This is a genomic window from Legionella sp., assembly GCF_047605385.1.
GTDB lineage: Bacteria > Pseudomonadota > Gammaproteobacteria > Legionellales > Legionellaceae > Legionella.
Map to the genome: position 1 here is coordinate 17,119 of NZ_JASGFU010000007.1, position 23,171 is coordinate 40,289.

Below are 23,171 nucleotides of genomic sequence, written 5' to 3' on the forward strand. Positions count from 1 at the left end.
GACAAGCTTAACTTATTGATTGTAAATTTATTTTAAAAATATCTCTGACAATATATCTTTAATATATTCTATGTAACGAGTCTTTGTTGTTATATTTTCTTTAATCCAGCTTTTAATATCCTCTTTTGTTAGTTTTTTATGCTTATTACTTCCCATTTGGTAAGTAGAAAACTTTTTAACTGCATCTAAAGCTAAAGTATTAATTTTTTTATAAGCTTCAGTTTGATGCAAAAGTTCTAGATCTGAAGTAGAAACAAAGCCAGGATCAATTAACTCACCTACATATGGATAATTTTTTTTGAACTCTTCCTGATCTCCTTTGCTCAAGTTTAAAAAAAAGGAAGTTAGATGTTTCATCAACACATTTGATATCTTTTGCGAGCACATAAGTGCGTAGTCGATATGTTGAAATAAATTAAGCTTATAGCTGTGTCTGGGATTATTTCTTAATAGCCGTGCAAGTTTTTCTACCTCAGGTGATTCAATTACGTGGTAGAGAGGAGCCCCTTTCATTCTCTGAAACTGAGTAAGTCTACTATTTATAAGCTTCTTTTCGGGGTTAATCCCCAAAACTAAGCATGCTGACACTTCTGGCTCGCACTCATTAAAGTTAACCCATTGCTTGTAATAATTATTTGTCATTTCTAACTCCTCAGGCGCTCAATTCATCTAAATAATCCGCCCACTCTTGCATCATCTTTTTACGCTCGGCTAAGTGTTTGGTGCGGTTATATGCTCTACCATTGGGATCACGTACAGCATGGGCTAATTGATGCTCTATGATGTCTGGTCGGAACCCTAGGATTTCATCAAGCAGCGTTTTCGCCGTCGCTCTAAAACCATGACCGGATGCTTGATCTTTATCTATCCCCATGCGCCTTAAGGCGGCTAAAATTGCGTTGTCACTCATTGGCCTTTGGTTACTTCGAGCCGAAGGAAAGACAAATGGTGCTGAGCCAGTCAGAGGTTGTAGTTCTTCTAAGATGGTAATTGCTTGCGTAGACAGGGGTACAATATGAGGTGTATTTGTTTTTGAAACTGTGTAACACCATTCTGACTTTTCAAAATCAATATCATCCCACTTGGCATGACGTAGCTCACCAGGTCTGACAAATACCAATGGGGCAAGCCTTAACGCACACATAACTATCAGAGAACCTTGATAGTCATTAATAACTCTAAGGATTTCACCAAAGGATTTAGGATCAGTTTGAGCCGCAAAATGTTTGGGTTTAACCGGTGGCAAAGCGCCTCGTAAATCTTGAGAGGGATCACGCTCTGCTCTACCAGTGGCGATAGCATATCGAAACACTTGGCTGCAATTTCCCATTGCCCTATGTGCTGTGTCTAATGCGCCTCTGTCTTCAATACGTCTAATCGTATTAAGTAATAAAGGGGGAGTTATTTCTGAAATTGGTTTATCTCCTATCCAAGGAAAGATGTCACGCTCAAGACGTTGTATGATTTTATCAGCGTGGCTATTGACCCAGTTGGGTTTGTGTTTGACAAACCATTCGCGTGCTACCAGCTCGAAACTATTAGCGGCACGATCAGCCGCGGCCGTTTTCATTACCTTTTTATGCTCGCCAGGATCAATATCCATCGCTAATAATTTACGGGCATCATCACGGCGTTCATGAGCTAAGGCAGTGGAAACATCTGGGTAAACACCTAGGGCCAATAATTTCTCTTTACCTTGAAAGCGGTATTTAAGTCGCCAGTATTTGCTACCATTGGTGGTTACATAAAGAAACAAACCTTTTTCATCAGAAAGTTTATAAGGTTTTTCTTTGGCTTTGGCAGTACGTGCTTTGGCGTCAGTTAATGCCATTGGGGGTATCTCCTTCACAACTTGTCGAAGTACCCCCAGATATACCCCAACATGGGATTGGATTTTGGGGGTACTTATAAGACGTTATGGGATGGAGATTAAGGCATAAAGCCTTTCAGATCAAGGCCTGTAAGATGTTATGGAATGTTCTTGGATGGTTAATTGGTGGAGGCGGCGGGAATCGAACCCGCGTCCGCAAATCCTCTGCCTTCAGCTCTACATGCGTAGCCTTGCCATTTAATTTAACTGTGGACTCTCCGACAGGCAGGATGGTACACAGCGATTCCCTGAGTTTCGTATCTTAATTCGGGATTAACTAAAACACTAGCTTATCTCTTATGACCGTTGATTCGATACCGATAAGCGGGCTCGGTCAACGGGATACTGGGTTTATGGCCAGTACACGATTGATCAAGGATCAAGTATAACTGATTATTAGGCAGCTATAGCAACGTCTTCTTGACCAGCAAAGTTTGTATCGTTTGCATTTATATTTAGTGAGTCTGATTTACGAGAGATCTCTTTCTCGGCATGCACTTCCGGTTTTGCAACCCACGTCGAAGCCAGGTCGCCCCCAATCTGTACACTTTAATTATAACATAAAATAATTTGCATTAAGCAATTTTTTTGCAGTTAATTTACAAGGTGATACCGCCGCCTGGTTTCAGCACTTCATTGAGCGTCTTGGATGCCATTATGACGTAATAAAGCATCTATATTCGCTGGGCGGCCACGGAATTTTTTATACGCGTCAGCTGCTTTTTGAGACCCACCTACCTCCAAAATGCAATGTAGAAAGTCATGTCCAGTTTTGGAGTTAAGTACGCCTTCTTCTTCAAATCGTGAGAAGGCATCACTAGATAAAACTTCAGCCCAGCTGTAACTGTAATAGCCTGCAGCATAACCACCACCAAATATATGGCTGAAACTATGTTGGAAGCGATTATAAGGAACAATGGGAGCCACACTGGTTTTTGCACGGACATCAGCAAGAATATCGCTAACCAAAGTTTTCTTATTTTTTTTGTATTCTTGATGAATGCGAAAATCAAAAATAGAAAACTCCATTTGTCTTAGCATTGCCATCGCCGATTGAAAATTCTTTGCAGCAATTAGGCGCTTGTACAAAGAATCTGGTAAAGCTTTTTGAGTATCAATATGAGCGGTTAATACCGCTAGTGCACTCTTTTCCCAGCACCAATTCTCAAAAAATTGACTTGGTAATTCAACAGCATCCCACTCTACGCCATTAATACCGGAAGCGCCAAGATAATCTACTTTTGTTAAAATATGATGCAAACAATGGCCAAACTCATGGAATAATGTGGTTACTTCATCATGAGACAGCATTGCCGGTTTATTTCCTGAAGCCTTGGCAAAATTACAGGTGAGTGTGGCTATAGGCAATTGCACAGTACCATCCTCCAATGCTCTACGGCTTTGTAAGGAATCCATCCAGGCACCACTGTGCTTATTGGGACGAGCAAATAAATCAGTGTAAACATAACCGCGTACTTCATTATGTTCATCCACTACACAATAGCATTGGACATCTTTATGCCAGACATCAGCTCCTTTAATTTCTTCGATGGTCATGCCATATAAAGCGTTTACCAGAGCAAATAATCCCTGCATTACTTTAGTTTGTGGAAAATAAGGACGTAAGTCCTCTTGGGACAGAGCAAATAAATCCAGCCTTCTTTTTTCCGATAAATAAGCCATATCCCAGGGTTTAATTGGATCAATACCCCATTTATCTGCAGCAAATTGTTCTAATTGAGCAAACTCCCCTTCTGCTTGATGATGAGCACGCCTTGCCAAGTCATTCATAAACTCCATGACTTGTGTCGTTGAATCAGCCATCTTAGTTGCTAAAGAAAGTTCAGCATAATTATTAAAACCGAGAAGCTTGGCTTTTTCATGGCGCAAAAAAAGCATTTCATCCATTATAGGTGAGTTATCAAAAGTACCTGCATTAGGCCCTTCGTCAGAGGCTCTTGTAGCATACGCATGATATATTTCTTCGCGTAAGGCTCGATCATCAGCATAAGTTATGATTGCTTGATAACTGGGATACTCTAGAGTAAACACGTATCCTGTTAACCCTTTTTCTTTAGCTACTTCTTGTGCGGTATTTAAGGCATGTTCTGGAATCCCCGCTACACGCTTAAGATCCGTAATATGAATAGTAAATGCTTGAGCTGCATCAAGAATATTATGCTCAAACTGATTACCTAACTCATCCAAACGTGTTTGAATTTCTTCAAAACGTTTCTTGTCTTTTTCATCTAAAGCCACACCTGATAATTCAAAATCGCGCAAATTATCCGCAATGATTTTTTTCTGCACCGAGTCTAAAGTATGAGTATCGATTGATTTAATGGCCTCATACAACTGGCGATTATGGCCAATTGTTGATTCATAGGCTGATAGCTTAGGCAAACAAGCATCGTAGCATTTGCGTAATACCGGAGAATCCATTACTGAATGTAAATGGGACATGGGAGACCAAAAGCGTTCTAGCTCATCACTGAGATCTTCAAGAGGATACATTAAGTTATCCCAGGTGTAGTGGTGATTCTCTTTAAGCAAATGATCAATTTGCTCTAAATGGCTTTTCAACATCCTTTCAAGATGTGTTTGAAATCTTGTGACATCAATATGGCTAAATTGGGGTAACCCAACTGGTGCTGACATGTTGTACCTGCAAAATTGATCTAAAAGATACAAAAGCATAGCATTCAATTGCTACGAGCTCTACCTTAAATTTAAAAAAGACAACAAGTTCTCGAAGAAGGGTTGTCTTCACGATTTTCAACATCAAAGGGTTCACTATTAGACTCTACAGGTGCTTTTTTCTTCGCAAAAAAAGGTAATTTTGTAATGCCTTCTTTAGGAACTGGAACTATATCTTGCGGACGATAATGCTGAAGAATAGGTACTAAAGCAAAATTAATAAAACAAATTAGTACCAAACAAGCAGCACCCCCTAAAGGAATCATCAAATTAGCCGCAAATCTAGGTGCAGAAGTACACATTGCCAGAAAAATTAGGGATGTCGTCATCACATGCGAACCAAAACGTAAGGTTTCGAATTTAATTTGATCATCAAGTAAGTCAATAAGCTGATTTGCATCTTCTTTATTTTCTACGGTGACCATTTGCTTATGTTCTTTGCGCAACTGATATAACCGATTTAATTCTATGTATGCTCGACCCACCGCCATTACAACATCAAAGCCAAAAAATGCTATGAAAATAGCAAACGGTACCGAAGCTCCGGTGAGAACATAACTATTAAGAGCTCCAACGATTACCCATGCTAAATCGTTACCGATTTCAAACCAACGACGAAGTAATTGCCCTCGCAAACGAACAACAAATCCCATCTCTCTTTCATGTTTACTCATCCATGACCAAGGAATAATATGCTTCATTAATAGCAATAGATTTACAGTAAGGCGAGGAACATAAAAAAAACAAGCAAGATGCGGAAGAAAAGGATCTATATGTTTATCAAGATGAGCAATAATATTACGATACCAAGTAGTACTACCATTAAGCGCCGCGAGTAAATCCAACAAACGCTTGGAACGCACAAACAACAAGCGATAGAGATTGATATTAATCGTGCGTATGCGAACTTCTTGTGTAAAAGAAATCCCAACATTAACTTTTTCTTTCTCTACAGGCTCTGGAAGCTCAGGACATAAATGCTTTAAGATTTTGCGATACAGTATTTGTTGAGCACGTAAACGCTTAACTTCTCGTGGTACATCCAAATAATGGAGATAAACTTCCTCTAATAATTCAGCAAACAAAATAGCAGAAGTCAATTGCTCTACTATTTTTTGTGTTTCAAAGAGTTGATCTGCTAATATGGCGGCTCCAGGTCTTAGCAAATTTGTGCGAATTTGCTGCCCCAGAAGACTGTATTCTATATTCAAAACAACATGTGACTTAACAATATTGCAATAAATTTGCTTTTTCGCTGTTGGATAAAGCTCATTGATGCGTTCTGGAAGGGATTTATTTAATAGATTATGCTCATCAAATTCAATGGGCTGACCATGAAAAAAATTGTGTTGTAAGCGCTGAAGAGTTAAGTTCATGATGTCCTAAAGAAATTGGATATCAAATTTAATACATTATCATCTTGTTCACAAATAAGATGAATGGTAAAAATTAAGCATCATATTAACAAAAAGCAAACAAGAAAGTAAATTTTATTTATGACCACTAGGCATTTAATGAATTAAAAATAATCATTTATAGCATAATGAAATCTTATGTATCAATTATTATACTTAATGAAACTATTCTTTTTCATTTAAATGAGTCCCTTTTCTTGCTGATTACTGTCTTCTGAGCGACAATAACTCACCCGATAAAGAGCACATTAGAGAACGCATGAACCGTTTAACCGAATTAGCGAATGCCATTCGCATTTTAAGCATCGATGCAGTAGAGCAAGCACAGTCAGGCCACCCCGGAATGCCTTTAGGTATGGCCGATATTGCAACAGTACTGTGGAAGAAATTTTTAAAATACAATCCTAAAAATCCTCATTGGTTTAACCGCGATCGTTTCGTACTTTCCAATGGGCATGGTTCTATGCTTCTTTATTCCTTATTGCATCTTACTGGTTACAAACTCTCAATTGATGAGTTAAGAAATTTTCGCCAACTAAATTCCCAAACCCCAGGACATCCAGAATACGGCCATACTTCCGGCGTGGAGACCACAACAGGTCCTTTAGGCCAAGGTTTGGCCAATGCTGTGGGAATGGCTATAGCTGAACGCATATTGGCTAACCATTATAATACCCCAGATTGCCAACTTGTTGACCATTCTACCTATGTCTTTGTTGGTGATGGCTGCCTGATGGAAGGAATTTCTCATGAAGCTTGCTCTCTAGCGGGAACATTAGGTCTAGGCAAATTAATTGTGTTTTATGACAGCAATGGCATCTCCATTGATGGTAAGATTGACTCTTGGTTTACTGACGATACCGCAGCACGTTTTAAAGCATATAATTGGCAAGTGATTGACACCATCGATGGTCATAATATGGATGCGATTGAACAAGCCATTGTCACTGCTCAAGCCAATACCAGCCAACCAACAATGATTATCTGTAAAACCATCATTGGACTTGGTTCTTCCGTTGCTGGTAGTGAGAAATCTCACGGCGCAGCATTAGGAGCTAAAGACATCGAAAACGTTCGCAAATTTTTCAATTGGTCCTATGCTCCTTTTGTAATTCCCGATCATATCTATCAACAATGGAATCATGCAGAACAAGGCGAACGCGATGAGCAACAATGGCTTGCCGATTTACATACCTATCAACAACGCCATCCAATCAAAGCTGCCGAGTTTTTACGGCGTATTAATGGTGACTTACCTGATGACTGGCAAAGCCATAGTGCCGCATTTTTAGAACAGTGCCGTATCCATAATCAGAAACCCATTGCAACCCGCAAAGCATCACAACAATGCATCGAGCATTTTGCCGCTTTATTACCCGAAATGTTAGGAGGTTCTGCTGACTTAACAAGTTCTAACAATACCGATTGGTCTGGAAGTAAAACAATTACTCATGAAGATTTTTCAGGTAACTATTTATACTATGGCGTACGTGAATTTGGTATGACCGCGATTATGAATGGTATGGCTGTACACGGTGGTTTTATTCCTTATGGTGGAACATTTCTGGTTTTTGCTGACTATGCACGGAATGCGATACGCCTAAGTGCCTTAATGAAACAACGCGTCATTTACGTGTTTACTCATGATTCAATTGGCTTAGGGGAGGACGGTCCAACGCATCAGCCCGTTGAGCATGCTTCTATGTTACGCATGACTCCTGACATGAACGTATGGCGGCCTGCCGATTTAATGGAAACGGCCGTGGCTTGGCAACAAGCCTTGGAACGTCATCATGGGCCAACCTCTTTACTGTTGTCACGACAAAATTTACCTCCATTACCTCATGGCCAAGATGCTGTAGAGTTAATTAAGAAAGGGGGTTATATTATTATGGATTGCAATGAGACTCTTGATGCTATCTTAATCGCAACTGGTTCTGAAGTCCAATTGGCCATTGCCGCAGCAGAGCAAATGAAACTAAAAGGCCTACAATTAAGAGTAGTCTCCATGCCTTGTGCTGAGCGTTTTTTGGAGCAAGAGCAAAGCTATAAAAACCACGTTTTACCAAAAAACATTCAAACCCGCATTGCAGTCGAAGCAGCCAGCTCTGCCTATTGGTATCAATTTGTTGGCCTCAATGGTGCAGTAATTGGTGTGGATCGCTTCGGCGTCTCTGCCCCTGCAGCCCAAGCTTATGACTATCTAGGCATTACTGTCGAACGGATTATAGAAACTTTAGAACAATTAACTGTAAATAAATAGTGTTAACCGCCACTGTACTCAAAGGCAGTAGAGCACCTAAATTTGGAGAAGTAGTATGACAATACATGTTGCGATTAACGGCTACGGCCGCATTGGTCGTTGTATTTTAAGATCTATTTTTGAATACAACAGACAAAATGAATTCGAAGTCGTTGCGATCAATGATCTATCAGGGATGGAGGTCACCAAACATCTCACTCGCTATGATACAACACACGGCCGCTTCCCAGCTGCAGTATCTGCCGAAGGCAATATGCTTATTATTGATGGTCATGCCATTAAAGTGATCTCTGAGCACAATCCGGCTAATTTGCCCTGGAACGAATTAAATGTTGATGTAGTCTTCGAATGCACAGGATACTTTACCGAAGGTTCGGCAGCAATGCAGCATATTAGCGCAGGCGCTAAAAAAGTCTTAATTTCTGCCCCAGGAAAAAATGTGGATGCAACCATCGTTTATGGCGTTAATCATGAGCAATTAAAAGCATCTGATCTGATTGTTTCGAATGCTTCTTGCACGACCAACTGCCTTGCATCAGTGGTAAAACCATTAAATGATGTGCTTGGCATTGAAGCAGGTTTATTAAATACAGTTCATGCCTATACCAATGATCAAATGCTATTGGATGCCAGCCATAAAGACTTGCACCGGGCACGTGCAGCAGCACAAAATATTATTCCTACCAAAACAGGTGCAGCAGCTGCTGTGGGTTTAGTATTACCTGAATTGGCTGGAAAACTTGATGGTTTTGCTATGCGTGTTCCAGTCATAAATGTATCAGTTATTGATTTAACCTTTACTGCCGGCCGCGAAACAACTGTAGAAGAAGTAAACAATATCGTACGTCAAGCCCAAAGCTCTATTTTACAAATCAATGAAGAGCCTTTAGTATCTTCTGATTTCAATCATACTCCTGCGTCAGCTACTTTTGACACAACACAAACGAAAGTATTTGGTAAATTAGTGAAAGTAGTTGCCTGGTACGATAATGAGTGGGGCTTTTCTAACCGTATGTTAGATACAGCCCAGCAGATGATGAATTGCTAAAAGCCTCATGCGGAGATAACGATGAATCTGATACAAATGAGCGACGTAGACCTTTCTGGCAAGAGAGTACTAATTCGTGAAGATTTGAATGTACCCATTAAAGAAGGAATTATTACCAGTGATCAACGCTTGCAGGCTGCTTTGCCAACTTTAGAATCTGCTTTGGCAGCCAATGCGGCGGTGATGGTATTATCTCATCTTGGTCGTCCTGAAGAAGGAAAATTTGACAAACGTTTTTCCTTACAACCGGTAGCAGAGTATTTAACGGAACACTTAAATTACCCGGTGCACTTTGTAACTGACTACCTTAATGGGATTGATGTAAAACCAGGTGAGTTAGTTGTTTGTGAAAACGTACGGTTTAATCCTGGCGAAAAAAATAATGACAAAGAGCTGGCAAAAAAACTTGCTGGGCTTTGTGACATTTTTATTATGGACGCCTTTGGTACTGCACACCGAGCACAAGCATCCACCTATGGAGTTGCTCAATTTGCGCCAATTGCCGGTGCCGGCCCCTTATTAATAAAAGAACTTAACGCCTTAGAAAAAGTATTAGAAGCACCACAAAAGCCAATTGTTGCCATTGTTGGTGGTGCTAAAGTTTCTTCCAAGCTTACCTTGTTACGGCAATTAGTCGGTATGGTTGATTACCTGATTCCAGGTGGTGGAATTGCCAATACCTTTCTTAAAGCGCAAGGATTTGAAATTGGCGTATCGCTTTATGAAGAAAATTTACTTGATGAAGCTCGTGAAATTCTAAACCTGGCGGAAGAAAAAGGCTGCCACATCCCTTTACCTACGGATGTCGTGGTAGGTAAAAGCTTTAGTGAAACCTGCCCCGCTTATAACAAATCCTTAAATAATCTGGCTACCGATGATATGATCTTAGACATCGGCCCCGTCACGGTAAGTGATTATGTAGACATTATCAATCATGCTAAAACGATTATTTGGAACGGCCCTGTGGGTGTATTTGAGTTTGCTCAATTTGCTTATGGAACACGAGCCTTAGCAATTGCTATTGCAGAAAGCGATGCTTTTTCAATTGCTGGTGGTGGTGATACGCTTGCTGCAATTGATCTTTACGATCTTAATCAGCAAATTTCTTATATATCCACAGGAGGTGGGGCATTTCTGGAATGTTTAGAAGGAAAAACATTACCAGCCGTTGCCATTTTGCAGGAGCGCACAAAAGATGCAAAGACAAACTAAAATAGTTGCTACACTGGGACCTGCCTGTAAAGATCCTACAACCTTACGTGCTATGTTGACTGCTGGAGTTGATGTGGTACGCATCAACTTTTCTCATGCGGATAAATCAGCCCAACAATTAATCTCCTTAGTCCGACAAATTGCGGAGGAATTAAACCGTCCGCTAGGGGTCATGGCTGATCTTCAAGGCCCCAAAATAAGAATTGGCCGATTTAAAAACAAATCCATTACCTTAGTTGAAGGCCAAGATTTTACCCTGGATTGCCATGCTCCAGAACTCTTCGGTGATGAACACCAAGTGTCTGTAGCTTATGCTAATTTGGCTAATGAATTAGCCGTTGGTGATTTTTTACTGATTAATGATGGCTTGATTGAGTTGGAAGTTACCCAAATCAGTGGCAGCAAAGTTCATTGTAAGGTTATTGAAGGCGGGATATTAACTGATCTTAAAGGCTTAAATAGAAAAGGAGGAGGCTTAGCAGCGCGCACCTTAACCGAAAAGGACATTCGTGATCTCCAAACCGCGTTGGATGCCAAAGTAGATTACATCAGCCTCTCGTTCGTAAAAGATGCCAACGACATTCGTCATACGCGTGACATTATTTGTGAATATGGCGCTGAAAAAACACCGATTATTGCCAAAATCGAACGCACTGAAGCCTTAGAGAATTTAACTGAAATCATTCAGGAAGCAGATGCGATTATGGTTGCTCGTGGTGATTTAGGCGTTGAAGTGGGAGCCGCAGAAGTCCCTGCCATCCAAAAACATATTATTGGGCAAGCGCGCCGTTTGGATAAAGTCGTTATTACTGCGACGCAAATGATGGAATCAATGATTAACAGCCCACAGCCAACACGAGCAGAAGTGTCGGATGTTGCCAATGCAATTTTGGATGGAACCGATGCAGTCATGCTGTCGGCAGAAACTGCCAGTGGTCATTACCCGGTTAAAGTATTAGCAATGGTCAATAAAATTTGCTTAAGCGCAGAAAAACATGCCCGCTTTTATTATAATACCGCTCTTGAAGCCTGCCATTATCAACGTGCGGATCAAGCTATTGCCATGGCCACAATCCATACGGCCAATCATTTTCCCATCCAGGCAATTATTACCTTAACGGAATCAGGTGACACTGCCGTGTGGATTTCAAGACAACACAGTACCGTACCGATTATTGCTGTCTCTGCTAATAAAAGAACCATTGGCCGCTTAAGCCTGGTGCATAATGTCTTTCCAGTATATATGGATTATCATCAATTTACCCCAGAAATGTTGAATCAGCGCGTTTTAAATGAATTAATAAAAACCAAGCATATTGAAGAGAAAAGCTTTATTTTGTTAACACGCGGTAGAACCATTGGTACAACCGGTGGTACCAACAGTATGGAAATTATTAAGGTTAAGTAAGATTCATATTCTCATCCTTCTCTTCTTCCTGCGCAGGCGTTTGCTCCTGTGTAAGCTCCTTCGTTTCTTTCTTAGGGCCAGGGGGGACAGTAGCTACCGCTTGTTCCTTGACATGCTCATCCGTTTGTGAATTTGAAGGCGGTAATAATGGTGGTAATGATTCAATCGCTATTTGTGTTTTTAATGTCATCATCTCCTTATAAGCTTCATTGTCCATCCCTTTATCTGGAAGTTTGCTGCCTTCTGTAAGCGGATCAAAACCACCGGCACCATTAAACAGTTTTACTTCTCCTTTATCTATCTGAGCAATAACTTGCCCTTGTCCATTACGTACGGTGTAAAGATCCGTATTATTCTGCTTGGCAAAGTCACGCAGGAAATCCATGGGAGCTTTGTCGTCATTTTTAGGGAAAGTAAATTGAGCTCCTGCACCTACTCTTTCTGGCGCAGTATAACCTTGCCGGTAATTTCCTTTACCATCCGAAAAGGTTTTATCATAAAGCTCCAAAGCCTTTGTAAAATTCTTCTCGAATATCAATTTCAGTTTTTCATCTTTTAGACATGCTTGCATTTTTGCAAGGTCCTCGCTACGCATTTGCTCGAGTTCTTTGAGGAGCTTATCGTTCTCTGCTATAATAGCTGCGTGAGTAGACTTGTTTGGATCAAATGTTTTATTTTTTTTAGCGTCATCATCTTCCTTATTAGCTACTGCAATCTTAACTCTGTAAAGATCGATAATCTTCTCGCGGGCATCCTGATAAGCTGCCTCAGCAGCATTAGCGATATCCATAAGATCCTTCGATGCTCCCTTAGTAATTTCTGCGTTAAATTGTTGCCGTAGTCCTTTATAGCCTTCATACTTCTCTTGTTGTTCTTTTTGTAGGTCTTCTAAAGATGCTTGAGGCAACTCTTCCTGTTTCCCATCTGATTTAATTTTTTCGGGCTCCGTAGGTTGTTCTGGTTTTTCTTCTTTAACCTTTTCTTTTGCTGATATGGGCATAAAAATCTCCTAAAAACTGCTGTAATTTAATTATAGATGAAGATAATGAACAGTTTTTAAGACATAAGCACCATCTATTAGCGCAGCATGGAAATAGTAATCGCACAGACAGATACATTATCTCAAGTACAGTGAGAGATTTCCTGAATAGAGCATAGACGTTATGCATCAGTGTTTACTCATTCAAGAAATCCTTTATCGTCAATTTCTCTAGATCACATTGTTGTATCTCATGTGATCTATTATTGAAAATAAAACAATTATGAAGACAAAGTTGGAGTGATTCGCGCCAAATAATTCCTTATTTAGTGATAACTAAGCTTACTCAATCGTTTCTTTCTTTTCCCCAAGACCACGTGATAAACCTAATTTTTCCTTCAAACGTGCTACAGCATTAGGGTCATATTGACGCGTTGTTTTATGCTTCACTACCACAGCAGCTGACCGTGCAGGTTGGGCAGAGACATTTTGTGCCGCATAGGAACGTACTGGATAGGTAGGTAAATAATCATCTGCTGCATTAGCTTGGTGATTAACTCCTGACGTGTAGCTTGTTGGCAATTGATGACTTGCGCTTTTTTCAGCCAACATCTTACGTGCGTTGCGTACGCCTTTTTCAACTCGTTTCTTAATTTTAGCCGCAGCATGTTCTGCCTCTTCAGCACTGACTTCTGCTACGTCATTACCGTATAAGTCAACTCGTTGTTCGCGTAATTTTAAACATGCCAAATAATCAAGACGACGTGTAAATAAAACCACCGCTTCTCTTAATTTACTTTTAGAAATTCCAGCTTCTACTGCTTTATCAGCATGTTGCAAAATATCGTCCATAATCCCTGTTTTTAATGGACGAATGCATAATGAATTATCAAATGCTGCAGGAAAAGTTGCTGCAAGCCATAATAAAGCATCTGCTCGTGCTTTTTTAGACTGAATTTTTTGAGATTTATTAATCACTGCAGTGCGTGGGTGCAGCTCCTGTTTTCTCATTAGTGTACCCTTGATTAAAAATTGATTGCTATCCGAATATAATACGGTAATCCGCATTAAGAATGAGCGCACAATGTACAATGTTTAATGATTGTTTGCAAGCACTCTAAGCAGGATCTTGCATTTCCAATAAAAACCGTGTTCTTAAGTAGAAATATGCATCTTAATCAGCCTATAATTAATTTAAGTTATACTGATATCAAAATTGAATATGAAACGATTATTTATCGCTTTTCTTGCTATCTGTTTCCCTTGGCTGCTTATGCTAATCAATGATAATCTTGGTGCTGCCTTCATAGCTCTAGCATTGCAAGCAACCCTTATTGGCTGGCCTTTTGCAACTATTTGGGCATGGCGTACTCACTACCCTCCCCAAAGGAAACGTTCCCAGTAAAAAAATCACCTTCCGCAACATAGAACTAGAATCATGAGGAGCATTATGCCAACACGTGTCATCATCAATGGAGCTCAAGGAAAAATGGGTTCTCTAGCTAGCAAAACTCTTGAGCAACATCCTGATTTTGAGTTAGTTGCTCGATTAGGCAAACATGACAATCTAATCCAAACGATTCATCATACCAACGCAAGTATTGTTGTTGATTTGACCCGAGCAGATACTGTTTATAACAATAGCCTGAGGATTATTAAGCAAGGAGTTCATCCTGTTATTGGCACTTCAGGGCTGGTTCCAGAACAAATTCAGGAGCTATCCGCATTATGCGAAGCACAACATTTAGGGGGTATTATCGTCCCTAACTTTTCCATTAGTGCAGTGCTGATGATGTTATTTGCTGCCAAAGCGGCAGAGTATTTCTCGGAAGTAGAAATTATTGAAACCCATCATCAGCAGAAATTAGATGCGCCTTCAGGCACTGCGTTAAAAACTGCAGAGATGATTGCTACCGCCCGAAAAAAAACTAAAAATCAATTAAATCTAAAAGAACTTATTCCTGGTGTTCGTGGAGGCACCCATGGTGACGTCAATATTCATTCCTTACGTTTACCAGGAACTCTTGCACGCCAAGAAGTTATTTTTGGTAACGTAGGTGAAACACTCACCATTATTGATAACAGTATTAATCGAAGTTGTTATATGCCTGGTATCGTTTTAGCGTGCCAAAAAGTATTAGCACTAAACCATTTGGTTTATGGTTTAGAACATATTATTTAAAATAATTTCCTCAGCAATTATAAAAACTCAATAGCAGCAACTACTATCCTTGCACGGATGAGTAACTTATTAAACTACTCGTCATTTCTGGCTCTTGCTTCGCATTGTCAAATAATTGCTTCCATTTAGCTACTCGTTCCTTAATAAACTCATCGATAAACTCATCGCTGTCGATTTTCTTACTTTCTGCTTGTAATAATTCTCGTAGCATATACACTTCTTTGGTAGCTTCTTTACGTGACGCATCTGCTTTAGGCCCCGGACGCCCAAGTACCAGCTCAAAGATGCCTGCAATTCGCGTGATGTTATTACCGGAATTATTTGCTTCCATCCATGATTTTATATTTTGAATCCCCTGAGGAGTTTGTTGAACAGTAAACAACAATCCGCTCCAAGTTTCTCGTGAGAATAAACACATTTTACTGAATAAGGGAAATAAACCATCATAAAGCTTAGCACAGCGCTCCTTGCCCAATTTAGTAGCAAAAAGACGACAGGATAAGATTTCTTCTGCAGACAAATTACTTTTGGCAATAGGGCGAGCGCCTTCTGTTGATATTTTGCGAACTTCATTATTAGTCGCCATGCGATCATCAATTTTCAATGCATCTGCCTGTAATCTTTTGCTCGCTTCCTCGCCATATAAACATTTATTAATCTTATTGGCAATGTCTCTGGGAAAATAATTGTCAGGTGTTTTAATGCCTTCAGAACCAGGAGCATTTTGCCCTGCATGTTCATGTTGATGGCGTGAGAGATAAAGATCTGCAACAATTGAAACAAAATCGGCACGACGAGGGTGATTATAAACTAAATCATTAAACTCCGGCCAAGAGCCATATTTTTCATAATAAAGATACATGGCATCGGTATAAATTAATTCAACAGCTTTGCGATCTTTCCCACTGACACAAGAACCATAAGAATAACCATTGATTTTTAAAATAATAAGCTGCTCCACAGAGCTCACAAATAATTCTCGACCCAAACCCTCCTTGTACTCATTATAGGTTGCTGTGCCTAATTCTGAATTTAAAACACGTTTGTAATTATCAACCAATTCCTTTATACCGTCCACTTTATCGTAATAAGATTCAACAACCTCCAAGAATTGTCTCACCCCAAGATTATCAATCGTTGTGTAAAGAAATAATTTGGCAATATTTAATGGATTATTTCTGAATATCGGCGGTGGAGTAAGGACACCTTCGTCAATAATTGCACGTGCCATTTTATCCAATTCATAATCAGGTATAATTGAGGATAAACGGCGAGGTATATAATCGGAGCCAACAGGGCTAACTAAAGTTTGAAATAAAATAGCTTGCTCAGGCTTTGCATCTTCCATTACCTTCGATAAGTTAGAATGAGTATGCCGTCGCAAAACTGATGATGGCCACATCAGTTCAATTCCGTCACGAGTTGCGATATGACTTGAGCGTTTTTTTTCTGTATACATCTTGCGAAATGTACCCTCTGGCGATAGCAATAGAAGTTGATGTGCTCCATAATTTGCTGGCATCGGCAACATACGCTGCCGACTCGATAAAGTTGAAACGGCTTCCTCTACCGTTTTTTTACTCTTTAGGGCATACTCTAAATAGTACTGTTGGTTTTCGGGAAGTACCCAATACCACTGCGGAAATTGTGCAAGCTTCTGCGGAGGGAATGTAAATTTTTGCTCATTAATAAACTGTTTTAAGTAGTGCAACTTTTGATTAATTATTGACGGTGAGTCTAATGCTAAAATATTGAGCATTTCTTTATAGCGCTGTGGCAACTCCGAAAACCATGCAGGTTTTAATAAATTTTTTTTGTCAGTAATAGTATTTAAATCATTAGGAAAATAAGTCGCTTTTTTGGTGATACTCTCCCACAACTTCAAAAAACTATTAAAATCTTTTTTAATATCAGAAACATTTGGAGTCAAGTTACAGAAAAATGCTTGCATGTAATGATATTCTGGCTTGTTAATCTTACGAAACCACGTTGGTGTTTTTGGATAATTATTCGCTTTGAGTTGATTTAATTCATTTATTATTAAAGGGTAATGAGGAGGAAGAATTTGATCATACTGTACTGCGTAATGCACCTCATTTTTTAACTCAATGGGGGATAGAGTAACGATATCGCTACGCCCTTCCAACATAATTTCATATTGCTCTGCCTCATTTAATAATTCGGCAGCTGCATCAGTAGGCACATTCCATATCTGACTAATTACCCCATGTAATTTAGAAGTAAAATGACGTAATTCTGTTTGTAATTTTTCGATTTTCTCTTCAATTTCTAATTCATCGATGCCTTGATTCTGCATTTTATATTCTGTTTTGCATTGTTTCGCATAGGCTTTTAATAAGTCTCGGTCATTGAAAAGAGGATTGTCTTTGGGTTTATAAGGAAGAGAATTGAGCATGTAGTTAAACGCGCGCAGAAAAATATCAACACGTTTGTCAAAACTTTTCCGATAATCAGGCTTTAAGGAGTAGCGCTCCAGAACATAATCAGGAAATTGTGTTTTTAAAGATTGCTCTAGCTCTTGTGATAAACAAAGCTCTTCTGGTACACGTATAATTCCTTTTGGCATAGATAATGTCCTTAACTGCTTTAGTTCCTAGAATTTCATCAGAAGTTATTATTTTTAAGCAAAGCCTCTGAAATCCCCTACTATTATTGTATAAATAGTTCCACGAAACAATTACAATGATCAACTTATATTGATAAAAATCATAAAAGGGAGTTTGATGATGGGCTATATAATACAACATTACCTAGGTGGTCAATCAATTAATGAAAATAATACCCCTAGTCACCCAGTGTATAACCCAGCCTTAGGAGAAACAGTAGGCCAAGTACATTTTGCATCGAAAGTTCTCTGTGAAAAAGCAATTATGGCTGCTACGAAAGCAGGTATTACCTGGTCACAAACCCCTGCAATTAAAAGAGCACATATTCTTTTTAAATTTCGAGAGCTCATGGAAAAATACCAAATGGATTTAGCTCGCATTGTCACTCGTGAACATGGAAAAACACTTGATGACGCAAAAGGCTCAATTGCACGTGCAATTGAAGTAGTAGAATTACATTGTGGTATTATTAGCCAACTTAAAGGCGATTTTTCTGCTGATGTAGCTAGTGGAATTGATTGTTATACTCAAAGACAGCCTTTGGGAGTGACTGTAGGCATCTCTCCTTTTAACTTTCCAGTTATGGTTCCAGTATGGATGATGATTCCAGCCATTGCCTGTGGGAATACTTTTATATTAAAACCTTCCGAGCAAGATCCTTCTGCTCCAATTCGTTTATTGGAATTATTAAGTGAGGCAGGTTTACCTGATGGTGTTGCTAATTGCCTGCAAGGAAACAAAGAAACTGTGGATTTTTTAATCACTCATCCTGATGTTAAGGCAGTAACTGCTGTTGCCTCCACACCAGTAACACAAGCCATTTATACAACAGCAATCGCCCATGGCAAGCGCGCACATACTTTTGGTGGTGCAAAAAACCATTGTGTGGTGATGCCAGATGCCGATCTAAATCAAACAGCTTCAGCAATTGTCGGAGCTGCTTATGGATCTGCTGGCGAACGTTGCATGGCAATTTCAGTTGTCGTTGCCGTTGGGGATGAGGTTGCCGATGCCTTAATTACGAAAATGAAGCCTTTAATCTCTGCAATGAAAATTGATGCCGGTGATGTTGCAGGCGCAGATATGGGGCCACTAATCAGCGCGGCACACAAGCAACGCGTTTTAGAAGCAATTAACCAAGGAGTCCATGAGGGAGCCAAACTGGTGATTGATGGCCGCCAATTTACTCACCAACATCATCCACAAGGTTTCTTTATGGGCCCCTGTCTATTTGACGAAGTAACAGAACAAATGTCAGTCTATCAAAATGAAATTTTTGGCCCGGTGTTGGCAGTAGTTCGTGTTCAAGACTTTGAACACGCCCTTGCTTTAGTCAACCGTCACCAATACGGTAATGGCACCGCAATTTTTACTCGTGATGGTTTTAACGCTCGTGAATATTGCCAACGTGTGCAAGTGGGTATGGTTGGGATCAATATTCCTATTCCTGTACCAATCGCCAGCCATCCTTTTGGTGGCTGGAAGCATTCCTGTTTTGGGGATATTAATATGCATGGGGAAGAAAGCATCTATTTTTATACCAAACAGAAAACCGTGACCAGCAAATGGCCAATTCATGAACTTGAAGGAAATGCTTTCATTATGCCAACACATGATTAAAAAATACTGTCCGAATTGAATACGGAGAAGATAATGGCACAAATTGGATTTATCGGTTTAGGTCATATGGGATTACCTATGGCCATTAACCTAGTTAAATCAGGGCATCAAGTCACAGGATATGATGTGCAACCTTCAGCCTTAGAGCACTTCACCACTGCAGGAGGCCTGGTTGCAAAAGGGCTACAAGAAACCGCTCAAGGTAAAGAAGTACTAATCACTATGTTGCAAACAGGACAACAAGTACTCAATGTGTGCCATAGCCATGATGGCTTATTCGCTCATGCCCGCAATGGAGCTCTTTTTATTGACTGCTCTACCATTGATGTCAATAGTTCACGAGAAATACATCAATTGGCAAAAGCAAAAAACCTTCTGGTAGTAGATGCCCCTGTCTCTGGCGGAACTACGGGTGCAACGGCAGGGACTTTAACGTTTATGGTGGGAGGAGAAGAGTTAGCCTTTCAAGCAGCTCAACCCATATTATCAGCGATGGGACAAAAAATTATTCACGCCGGAATGGCAGGCAGTGGCCAAGCAGCTAAAATCTGCAATAATATGATTCTTGGAATCTCAATGATTGCCGTATCAGAAGCCTTTGTATTGGCAGAACACTTACACTTATCACCACAAAAACTATTTGAAATCGTCAATAGTTCTTCTGGACAATGCTGGCCAATGACGAAATATGTTCCCGTACCAGGCGTTTTAGAACAAGTTCCCGCAAATAATGAATACAAACCAGGCTTTGCTGCGGCAATGATGCTTAAAGATTTACGACTTAGCCAAGACTGTGCTCATTCAGTCGAGGTTTCCACCCCTTTAGGTGCTAAAGCGACAACCTTGTACCAACACTTTATTGAGCAAGGACTGGGTGAGCTTGATTTCTCAGCCATTATTAAACTGATTGCTCAAAAAACAGAGATATAAGATGAGTCATCCTAAATTAACCCATACAGAAGATTCTTTAGTTGAGTTTTGGTCTGAAATTGCCAAACAAACCATAGATTGGATAAAACCGTGGAATAGCGTTTTACAAGGCAATTTACAACAAGGTAATGTTACCTGGTTCAAAGGTGGAACACTAAATGTCAGCGCGAACTGTATTGATAGGCACCTGCCCAAAAAAGCGAAGCAGCCTGCTATTATTTGGGAAAGTGACCATCCCAATGAATATAAAATCCTCACCTTTGCACAATTGCATGAAGAAGTATGTCGGATGGCCAATGTCCTCAAACAGTTAGGCGTTCAAAAAGGGAATAAAGTGGCGATTTACTTACCCATGATTCCTGAGGCTGCAATTGCAATGCTTGCCTGCACTCGAATTGGTGCCGTTCATACAGTGATTTTCGCAGGTTTTTCCGCCCATGCGTTAAAGCAACGATTAATAGCTTCTGATTGTGTTTGCTTAATTACTGCTGATAGCTTTTATCGTGGCGGTAAATTGATGCCTTTAAAAGAGCAAGCTGATGAAAGTTGCCAGGGACTTAACATATCAAGATTAATTATTAGAAATACTGGATCAGCAATCACTTTTGATTCGCATAAAGATCATTGGTGGCACGAGTTAAAGCAAAAAGTCAGTGCCAAATGCAAACCAGAACCTATGGATGCAGAGGATCCTTTATTTATATTATATACCTCTGGTAGTACAGGCCAACCTAAAGGAGTAGTGCATACTACAGGCGGCTATTTAGTACAAACTGCCTATACGCATCAATTAGTTTTTGCCTGCAAAGAAAATGAAGTATTTTGGTGTACCGCCGACGTAGGTTGGATTACTGGACATAGCTATGTAATCTATGGGTCTTTATGTAACGGCATTACCACCTTAATTTTTGAAGGTCTGCCTACGTGGCCTGATGCAACAAGAAATTGGCAAATTATTGATAAACATAAGGTCAATGTGTTTTACACAGCGCCCACCGCTATTCGGGCGCTCATGTATAGTGGTGATAAGTGCTTAGAATCCAGCTCTCGCGATTCCTTACGCTTACTTGGCTCTGTAGGCGAACCCATTAATCCAGAAGCATGGCAATGGTATTACCAAAAAGTAGGCAAGAGTAAATGTCCTATTGTCGATACCTGGTGGCAAACAGAAACTGGCGCTATCATGATTAGCCCAAGACTAGATGAACCCGCCATTAAACCTGGAGCAGCAAGACAACCTATTCCTGGCATCGTACCAGTACTGTTGGATGAAAAATATCAAGAAGTTCACGGTGCAGGTGAAGGCTTTTTAGCCATCAAATACCCTTGGCCTTCAATGGCACGCACCATTGCTGGTGATCACCAACGTTATTGCATGACTTATCTGCATCACGGTTATTATATTACAGGCGATGGCGCTCGTCGTGATGAAGATGGAGATTATTGGATCACTGGCCGAGTAGATGACGTGATTAATGTATCGGGACATCGTTTAGGTACTGCTGAAATTGAAAGTGCTCTTGTTAGCCACACTGCTATTGCCGAAGCCGCTGTGGTGGGTATTCCGCATGATCTCAAAGGCCAAGGTATTTATGCCTATGTTATTTTAAAAGAAAATTTCTCAGTTTATACTGATTTATATGCAGAGCTTGTTGCGCAAGTGAAAAAAGAAATCAGCCCGATCGCCAAACCTGATTTTATTCATTTTACCACTGAATTACCCAAAACACGATCAGGCAAAATCATGCGCCGAATTTTGCGTAAAATTGCGGGAAATGAAGTGAAAAAACTTGAGGAATTCGGAGATTTATCCACCTTGGCGAATCCACACGTCGTAGAAAAATTGATGCAAGAGTTTTTAAGGCAGAAATAACCTTTTAACCTAGGCAACGTCCTCTCCGAAGTTTTTTTAGACAAGATTTAACCTTGAATTGAGCACAGATTTTTCAATTTCACTTCGCACTGCTCTCTCTTATATAGTTCCTATGTTGTTTTCCTTTATCGTTAAGCGGCCTTGTAATTATGATCTTTTCTGTGAAATTTTTAAGCTGCTTTTACGCCAACAATCATATGGAGCCCATCGTGCTTTAGAGAGTCTTGGATAGCAAGCGCGATGAATTGTTCTGAGGAGTACCCTAACTTTTCGGCAAACTGCTTGGCCTTTTTTGCGCTTACAATTTTTCTATCATGCTCCAGATCACATAAAAACTGTTTTGAGACACCGAGTTGTTTTGCAAAATCTATCTGGCTGGCTCCTTCACTATGACGAATAGAGCGAATAGCTTTACCTAAAGTTAATTTACCTACAGATTTTTCCAGATATTCTCGTGCATTAGTATTCATGTTTATTTACCTCAATAACAGAAATAATTACTATCTCTTTGTTTTCTTTTTCAATATAAATTGCCCTATACGCTTTATTTAATCTTATTGAGCGTTGCCCAGAACGGTCTCCTTTTAATGGTTCATCATGATAACCAGGAATAATTCTGGTTTTGTTAATCCCAATACGTTCTACTGAATCCACCCATAAGAGTAGCTTTTCTTTAATATATTCAGGCACTTTAGTTAGGCTCTTCTGTGCCTTTGTTGTTAAGTCAACCTGACATGGTTTTATCAATCATTTCACCAAATTATTTATCTATTTTAATAGTACTCCAAATTAGAGTACTTTTCAAGAAGATCAATAAAATAAACGGGTGTTTTTCTGATGGTGTGGCGAATTTCAGTTGCAAATAATTTGAGCTTAGTTGCAAGATAAAGAGATATGGAAAAAACTTTTGGAGATTTCTAATGAAACAAGATAAGCATTTGATGATAGAGAGAGTGAAGGATTGCCGTTTCAGTCAATAGAATTAAATATTAATCATTATGATGTTTAAAAAACCATAATAATTCATTATAATGGATCCCTTGTTAA

The 23,171-nt window shown here is 39.8% G+C and carries 17 protein-coding genes and 1 other RNA gene; 8 read left to right on the forward strand and 10 right to left on the reverse strand.

The annotated features are described in order from the left end of the window. Positions 1–27: 27 nt before the first annotated feature. From QM652_RS02880 to QM652_RS02900, 5 genes are all read right to left on the reverse strand, one after another. Positions 28–642, reverse strand: coding sequence for a hypothetical protein (locus QM652_RS02880; protein WP_415072696.1), 615 nt, complete (start codon positions 640–642; stop codon positions 28–30). A 10-nt stretch (positions 643–652) separates the two neighbouring features. Next, on the reverse strand, positions 653–1,831 hold the full coding sequence (locus QM652_RS02885) for a tyrosine-type recombinase/integrase (RefSeq protein WP_415072697.1): 1,179 nt from the start codon (positions 1,829–1,831) through the stop codon (positions 653–655). A 163-nt stretch (positions 1,832–1,994) separates the two neighbouring features. Further along, positions 1,995–2,407, reverse strand: a transfer-messenger RNA (tmRNA) gene (ssrA, locus tag QM652_RS02890). A gap of 96 nt (positions 2,408–2,503) precedes the next feature. Further along, the gene (locus QM652_RS02895) at positions 2,504–4,528 is read right to left on the reverse strand and encodes a M3 family metallopeptidase (protein WP_415072698.1); all 2,025 of its coding nucleotides are present in this window, start codon (positions 4,526–4,528) and stop codon (positions 2,504–2,506) included. Positions 4,529–4,599: 71 nt separating this feature from the next. Beyond that, positions 4,600–5,943, reverse strand: a complete 1,344-nt coding sequence (locus tag QM652_RS02900) for a hypothetical protein (protein WP_415072699.1) — start codon at positions 5,941–5,943, stop codon at positions 4,600–4,602. Between the two features lie 298 nt (positions 5,944–6,241). On the opposite strand from QM652_RS02900, the gene tkt reads away from it, so the two are divergent. From tkt to pyk, 4 genes are read left to right on the forward strand one after another with little or no spacing between them, the layout of a single operon-like run. Continuing rightward, positions 6,242–8,245: a transketolase gene (gene tkt / locus QM652_RS02905; protein WP_415072700.1), complete on the forward strand. Its 2,004-nt coding sequence runs from the start codon at positions 6,242–6,244 to the stop codon at positions 8,243–8,245. A gap of 55 nt (positions 8,246–8,300) precedes the next feature. Continuing rightward, positions 8,301–9,293, forward strand: a complete 993-nt coding sequence (gap, locus tag QM652_RS02910; RefSeq protein ID WP_415072701.1) for a type I glyceraldehyde-3-phosphate dehydrogenase — start codon at positions 8,301–8,303, stop codon at positions 9,291–9,293. Positions 9,294–9,314: 21 nt separating this feature from the next. Continuing rightward, a complete protein-coding gene (locus QM652_RS02915) occupies positions 9,315–10,505 on the forward strand; it encodes a phosphoglycerate kinase (RefSeq protein WP_415072702.1) in 1,191 nt (396 codons plus the stop codon). Continuing rightward, positions 10,489–11,913: a pyruvate kinase gene (gene pyk, locus QM652_RS02920; protein WP_415072703.1), complete on the forward strand. Its 1,425-nt coding sequence runs from the start codon at positions 10,489–10,491 to the stop codon at positions 11,911–11,913. Before QM652_RS02915 ends, pyk begins: the two co-directional genes overlap by 17 nt. Here the strand turns inward: pyk and QM652_RS02925 are convergent. Together QM652_RS02925 and QM652_RS02930 are read right to left on the reverse strand one after the other, a co-directional pair. Beyond that, the gene (locus QM652_RS02925) at positions 11,906–12,913 is read right to left on the reverse strand and encodes a hypothetical protein (RefSeq protein WP_415072705.1); all 1,008 of its coding nucleotides are present in this window, start codon (positions 12,911–12,913) and stop codon (positions 11,906–11,908) included. The two genes, pyk and QM652_RS02925, sit on opposite strands and share 8 nt — an antisense overlap. Positions 12,914–13,234: 321 nt before the next feature. Next, entirely contained in the window at positions 13,235–13,903 is a 669-nt protein-coding gene (locus QM652_RS02930; protein ID WP_415072707.1) for a ProQ/FinO family protein, read from the reverse strand. A 439-nt stretch (positions 13,904–14,342) separates the two neighbouring features. Between QM652_RS02930 and dapB the strand changes: the two genes are divergently transcribed. Beyond that, complete coding sequence (dapB, locus tag QM652_RS02935; protein WP_415072709.1) at positions 14,343–15,074, forward strand: 4-hydroxy-tetrahydrodipicolinate reductase; 732 nt, start codon at positions 14,343–14,345, stop codon at positions 15,072–15,074. A 43-nt stretch (positions 15,075–15,117) separates the two neighbouring features. Here dapB and QM652_RS02940 read toward each other — a convergent pair whose 3' ends face one another. Further along, the gene (locus tag QM652_RS02940; RefSeq protein ID WP_415072711.1) at positions 15,118–17,661 is read right to left on the reverse strand and encodes an oxidoreductase; all 2,544 of its coding nucleotides are present in this window, start codon (positions 17,659–17,661) and stop codon (positions 15,118–15,120) included. 160 nt (positions 17,662–17,821) lie between these two features. Between QM652_RS02940 and QM652_RS02945 the strand changes: the two genes are divergently transcribed. The 3 genes from QM652_RS02945 to acs are packed head-to-tail and all read left to right on the forward strand — an operon-like array spanning position 17,822 to position 22,124. After that, the gene (locus QM652_RS02945) at positions 17,822–19,321 is read left to right on the forward strand and encodes a CoA-acylating methylmalonate-semialdehyde dehydrogenase (RefSeq protein WP_415072783.1); all 1,500 of its coding nucleotides are present in this window, start codon (positions 17,822–17,824) and stop codon (positions 19,319–19,321) included. A 33-nt stretch (positions 19,322–19,354) separates the two neighbouring features. Further along, positions 19,355–20,251: a 3-hydroxyisobutyrate dehydrogenase gene (mmsB, locus tag QM652_RS02950; RefSeq protein ID WP_415072713.1), complete on the forward strand. Its 897-nt coding sequence runs from the start codon at positions 19,355–19,357 to the stop codon at positions 20,249–20,251. Between the two features lies 1 nt (position 20,252). Beyond that, positions 20,253–22,124, forward strand: coding sequence for an acetate--CoA ligase (acs, locus tag QM652_RS02955; protein WP_415072715.1), 1,872 nt, complete (start codon positions 20,253–20,255; stop codon positions 22,122–22,124). A 170-nt stretch (positions 22,125–22,294) separates the two neighbouring features. On the opposite strand, the gene QM652_RS02960 is transcribed toward acs, so the two are convergent. Both QM652_RS02960 and QM652_RS02965 read right to left on the reverse strand, forming a co-directional pair. Then, positions 22,295–22,594: a helix-turn-helix domain-containing protein gene (locus tag QM652_RS02960; protein WP_415072717.1), complete on the reverse strand. Its 300-nt coding sequence runs from the start codon at positions 22,592–22,594 to the stop codon at positions 22,295–22,297. Then, on the reverse strand, positions 22,584–22,871 hold the full coding sequence (locus QM652_RS02965) for a type II toxin-antitoxin system mRNA interferase toxin, RelE/StbE family (RefSeq protein ID WP_415072719.1): 288 nt from the start codon (positions 22,869–22,871) through the stop codon (positions 22,584–22,586). Before QM652_RS02965 ends, QM652_RS02960 begins: the two co-directional genes overlap by 11 nt. Positions 22,872–23,171 lie beyond the last annotated feature (300 nt).

What these genes read in the sequence shown, in the direction of transcription:
- QM652_RS02945 (WP_415072783.1), top strand. Translation starts at nt 17,822, where the DNA reads ATGGGCTATATAATACAACATTACCTAGGTGGTCAATCAATTAATGAA.
- QM652_RS02930 (WP_415072707.1), bottom strand. Translation starts at nt 13,903, where the DNA reads ATGAGAAAACAGGAGCTGCACCCACGCACTGCAGTGATTAATAAATCT.
- QM652_RS02940 (WP_415072711.1), bottom strand. Translation starts at nt 17,661, where the DNA reads ATGCCAAAAGGAATTATACGTGTACCAGAAGAGCTTTGTTTATCACAA.
- pyk (WP_415072703.1), top strand. Translation starts at nt 10,489, where the DNA reads ATGCAAAGACAAACTAAAATAGTTGCTACACTGGGACCTGCCTGTAAA.
- QM652_RS02895 (WP_415072698.1), bottom strand. Translation starts at nt 4,528, where the DNA reads ATGTCAGCACCAGTTGGGTTACCCCAATTTAGCCATATTGATGTCACA.
- gap (WP_415072701.1), top strand. Translation starts at nt 8,301, where the DNA reads ATGACAATACATGTTGCGATTAACGGCTACGGCCGCATTGGTCGTTGT.
- tkt (WP_415072700.1), top strand. Translation starts at nt 6,242, where the DNA reads ATGAACCGTTTAACCGAATTAGCGAATGCCATTCGCATTTTAAGCATC.
- mmsB (WP_415072713.1), top strand. Translation starts at nt 19,355, where the DNA reads ATGGCACAAATTGGATTTATCGGTTTAGGTCATATGGGATTACCTATG.
- QM652_RS02915 (WP_415072702.1), top strand. Translation starts at nt 9,315, where the DNA reads ATGAATCTGATACAAATGAGCGACGTAGACCTTTCTGGCAAGAGAGTA.
- QM652_RS02900 (WP_415072699.1), bottom strand. Translation starts at nt 5,943, where the DNA reads ATGAACTTAACTCTTCAGCGCTTACAACACAATTTTTTTCATGGTCAG.
- QM652_RS02885 (WP_415072697.1), bottom strand. Translation starts at nt 1,831, where the DNA reads ATGGCATTAACTGACGCCAAAGCACGTACTGCCAAAGCCAAAGAAAAA.
- acs (WP_415072715.1), top strand. Translation starts at nt 20,253, where the DNA reads ATGAGTCATCCTAAATTAACCCATACAGAAGATTCTTTAGTTGAGTTT.
- QM652_RS02960 (WP_415072717.1), bottom strand. Translation starts at nt 22,594, where the DNA reads ATGAATACTAATGCACGAGAATATCTGGAAAAATCTGTAGGTAAATTA.
- dapB (WP_415072709.1), top strand. Translation starts at nt 14,343, where the DNA reads ATGCCAACACGTGTCATCATCAATGGAGCTCAAGGAAAAATGGGTTCT.
- QM652_RS02925 (WP_415072705.1), bottom strand. Translation starts at nt 12,913, where the DNA reads ATGCCCATATCAGCAAAAGAAAAGGTTAAAGAAGAAAAACCAGAACAA.
- QM652_RS02880 (WP_415072696.1), bottom strand. Translation starts at nt 642, where the DNA reads ATGACAAATAATTATTACAAGCAATGGGTTAACTTTAATGAGTGCGAG.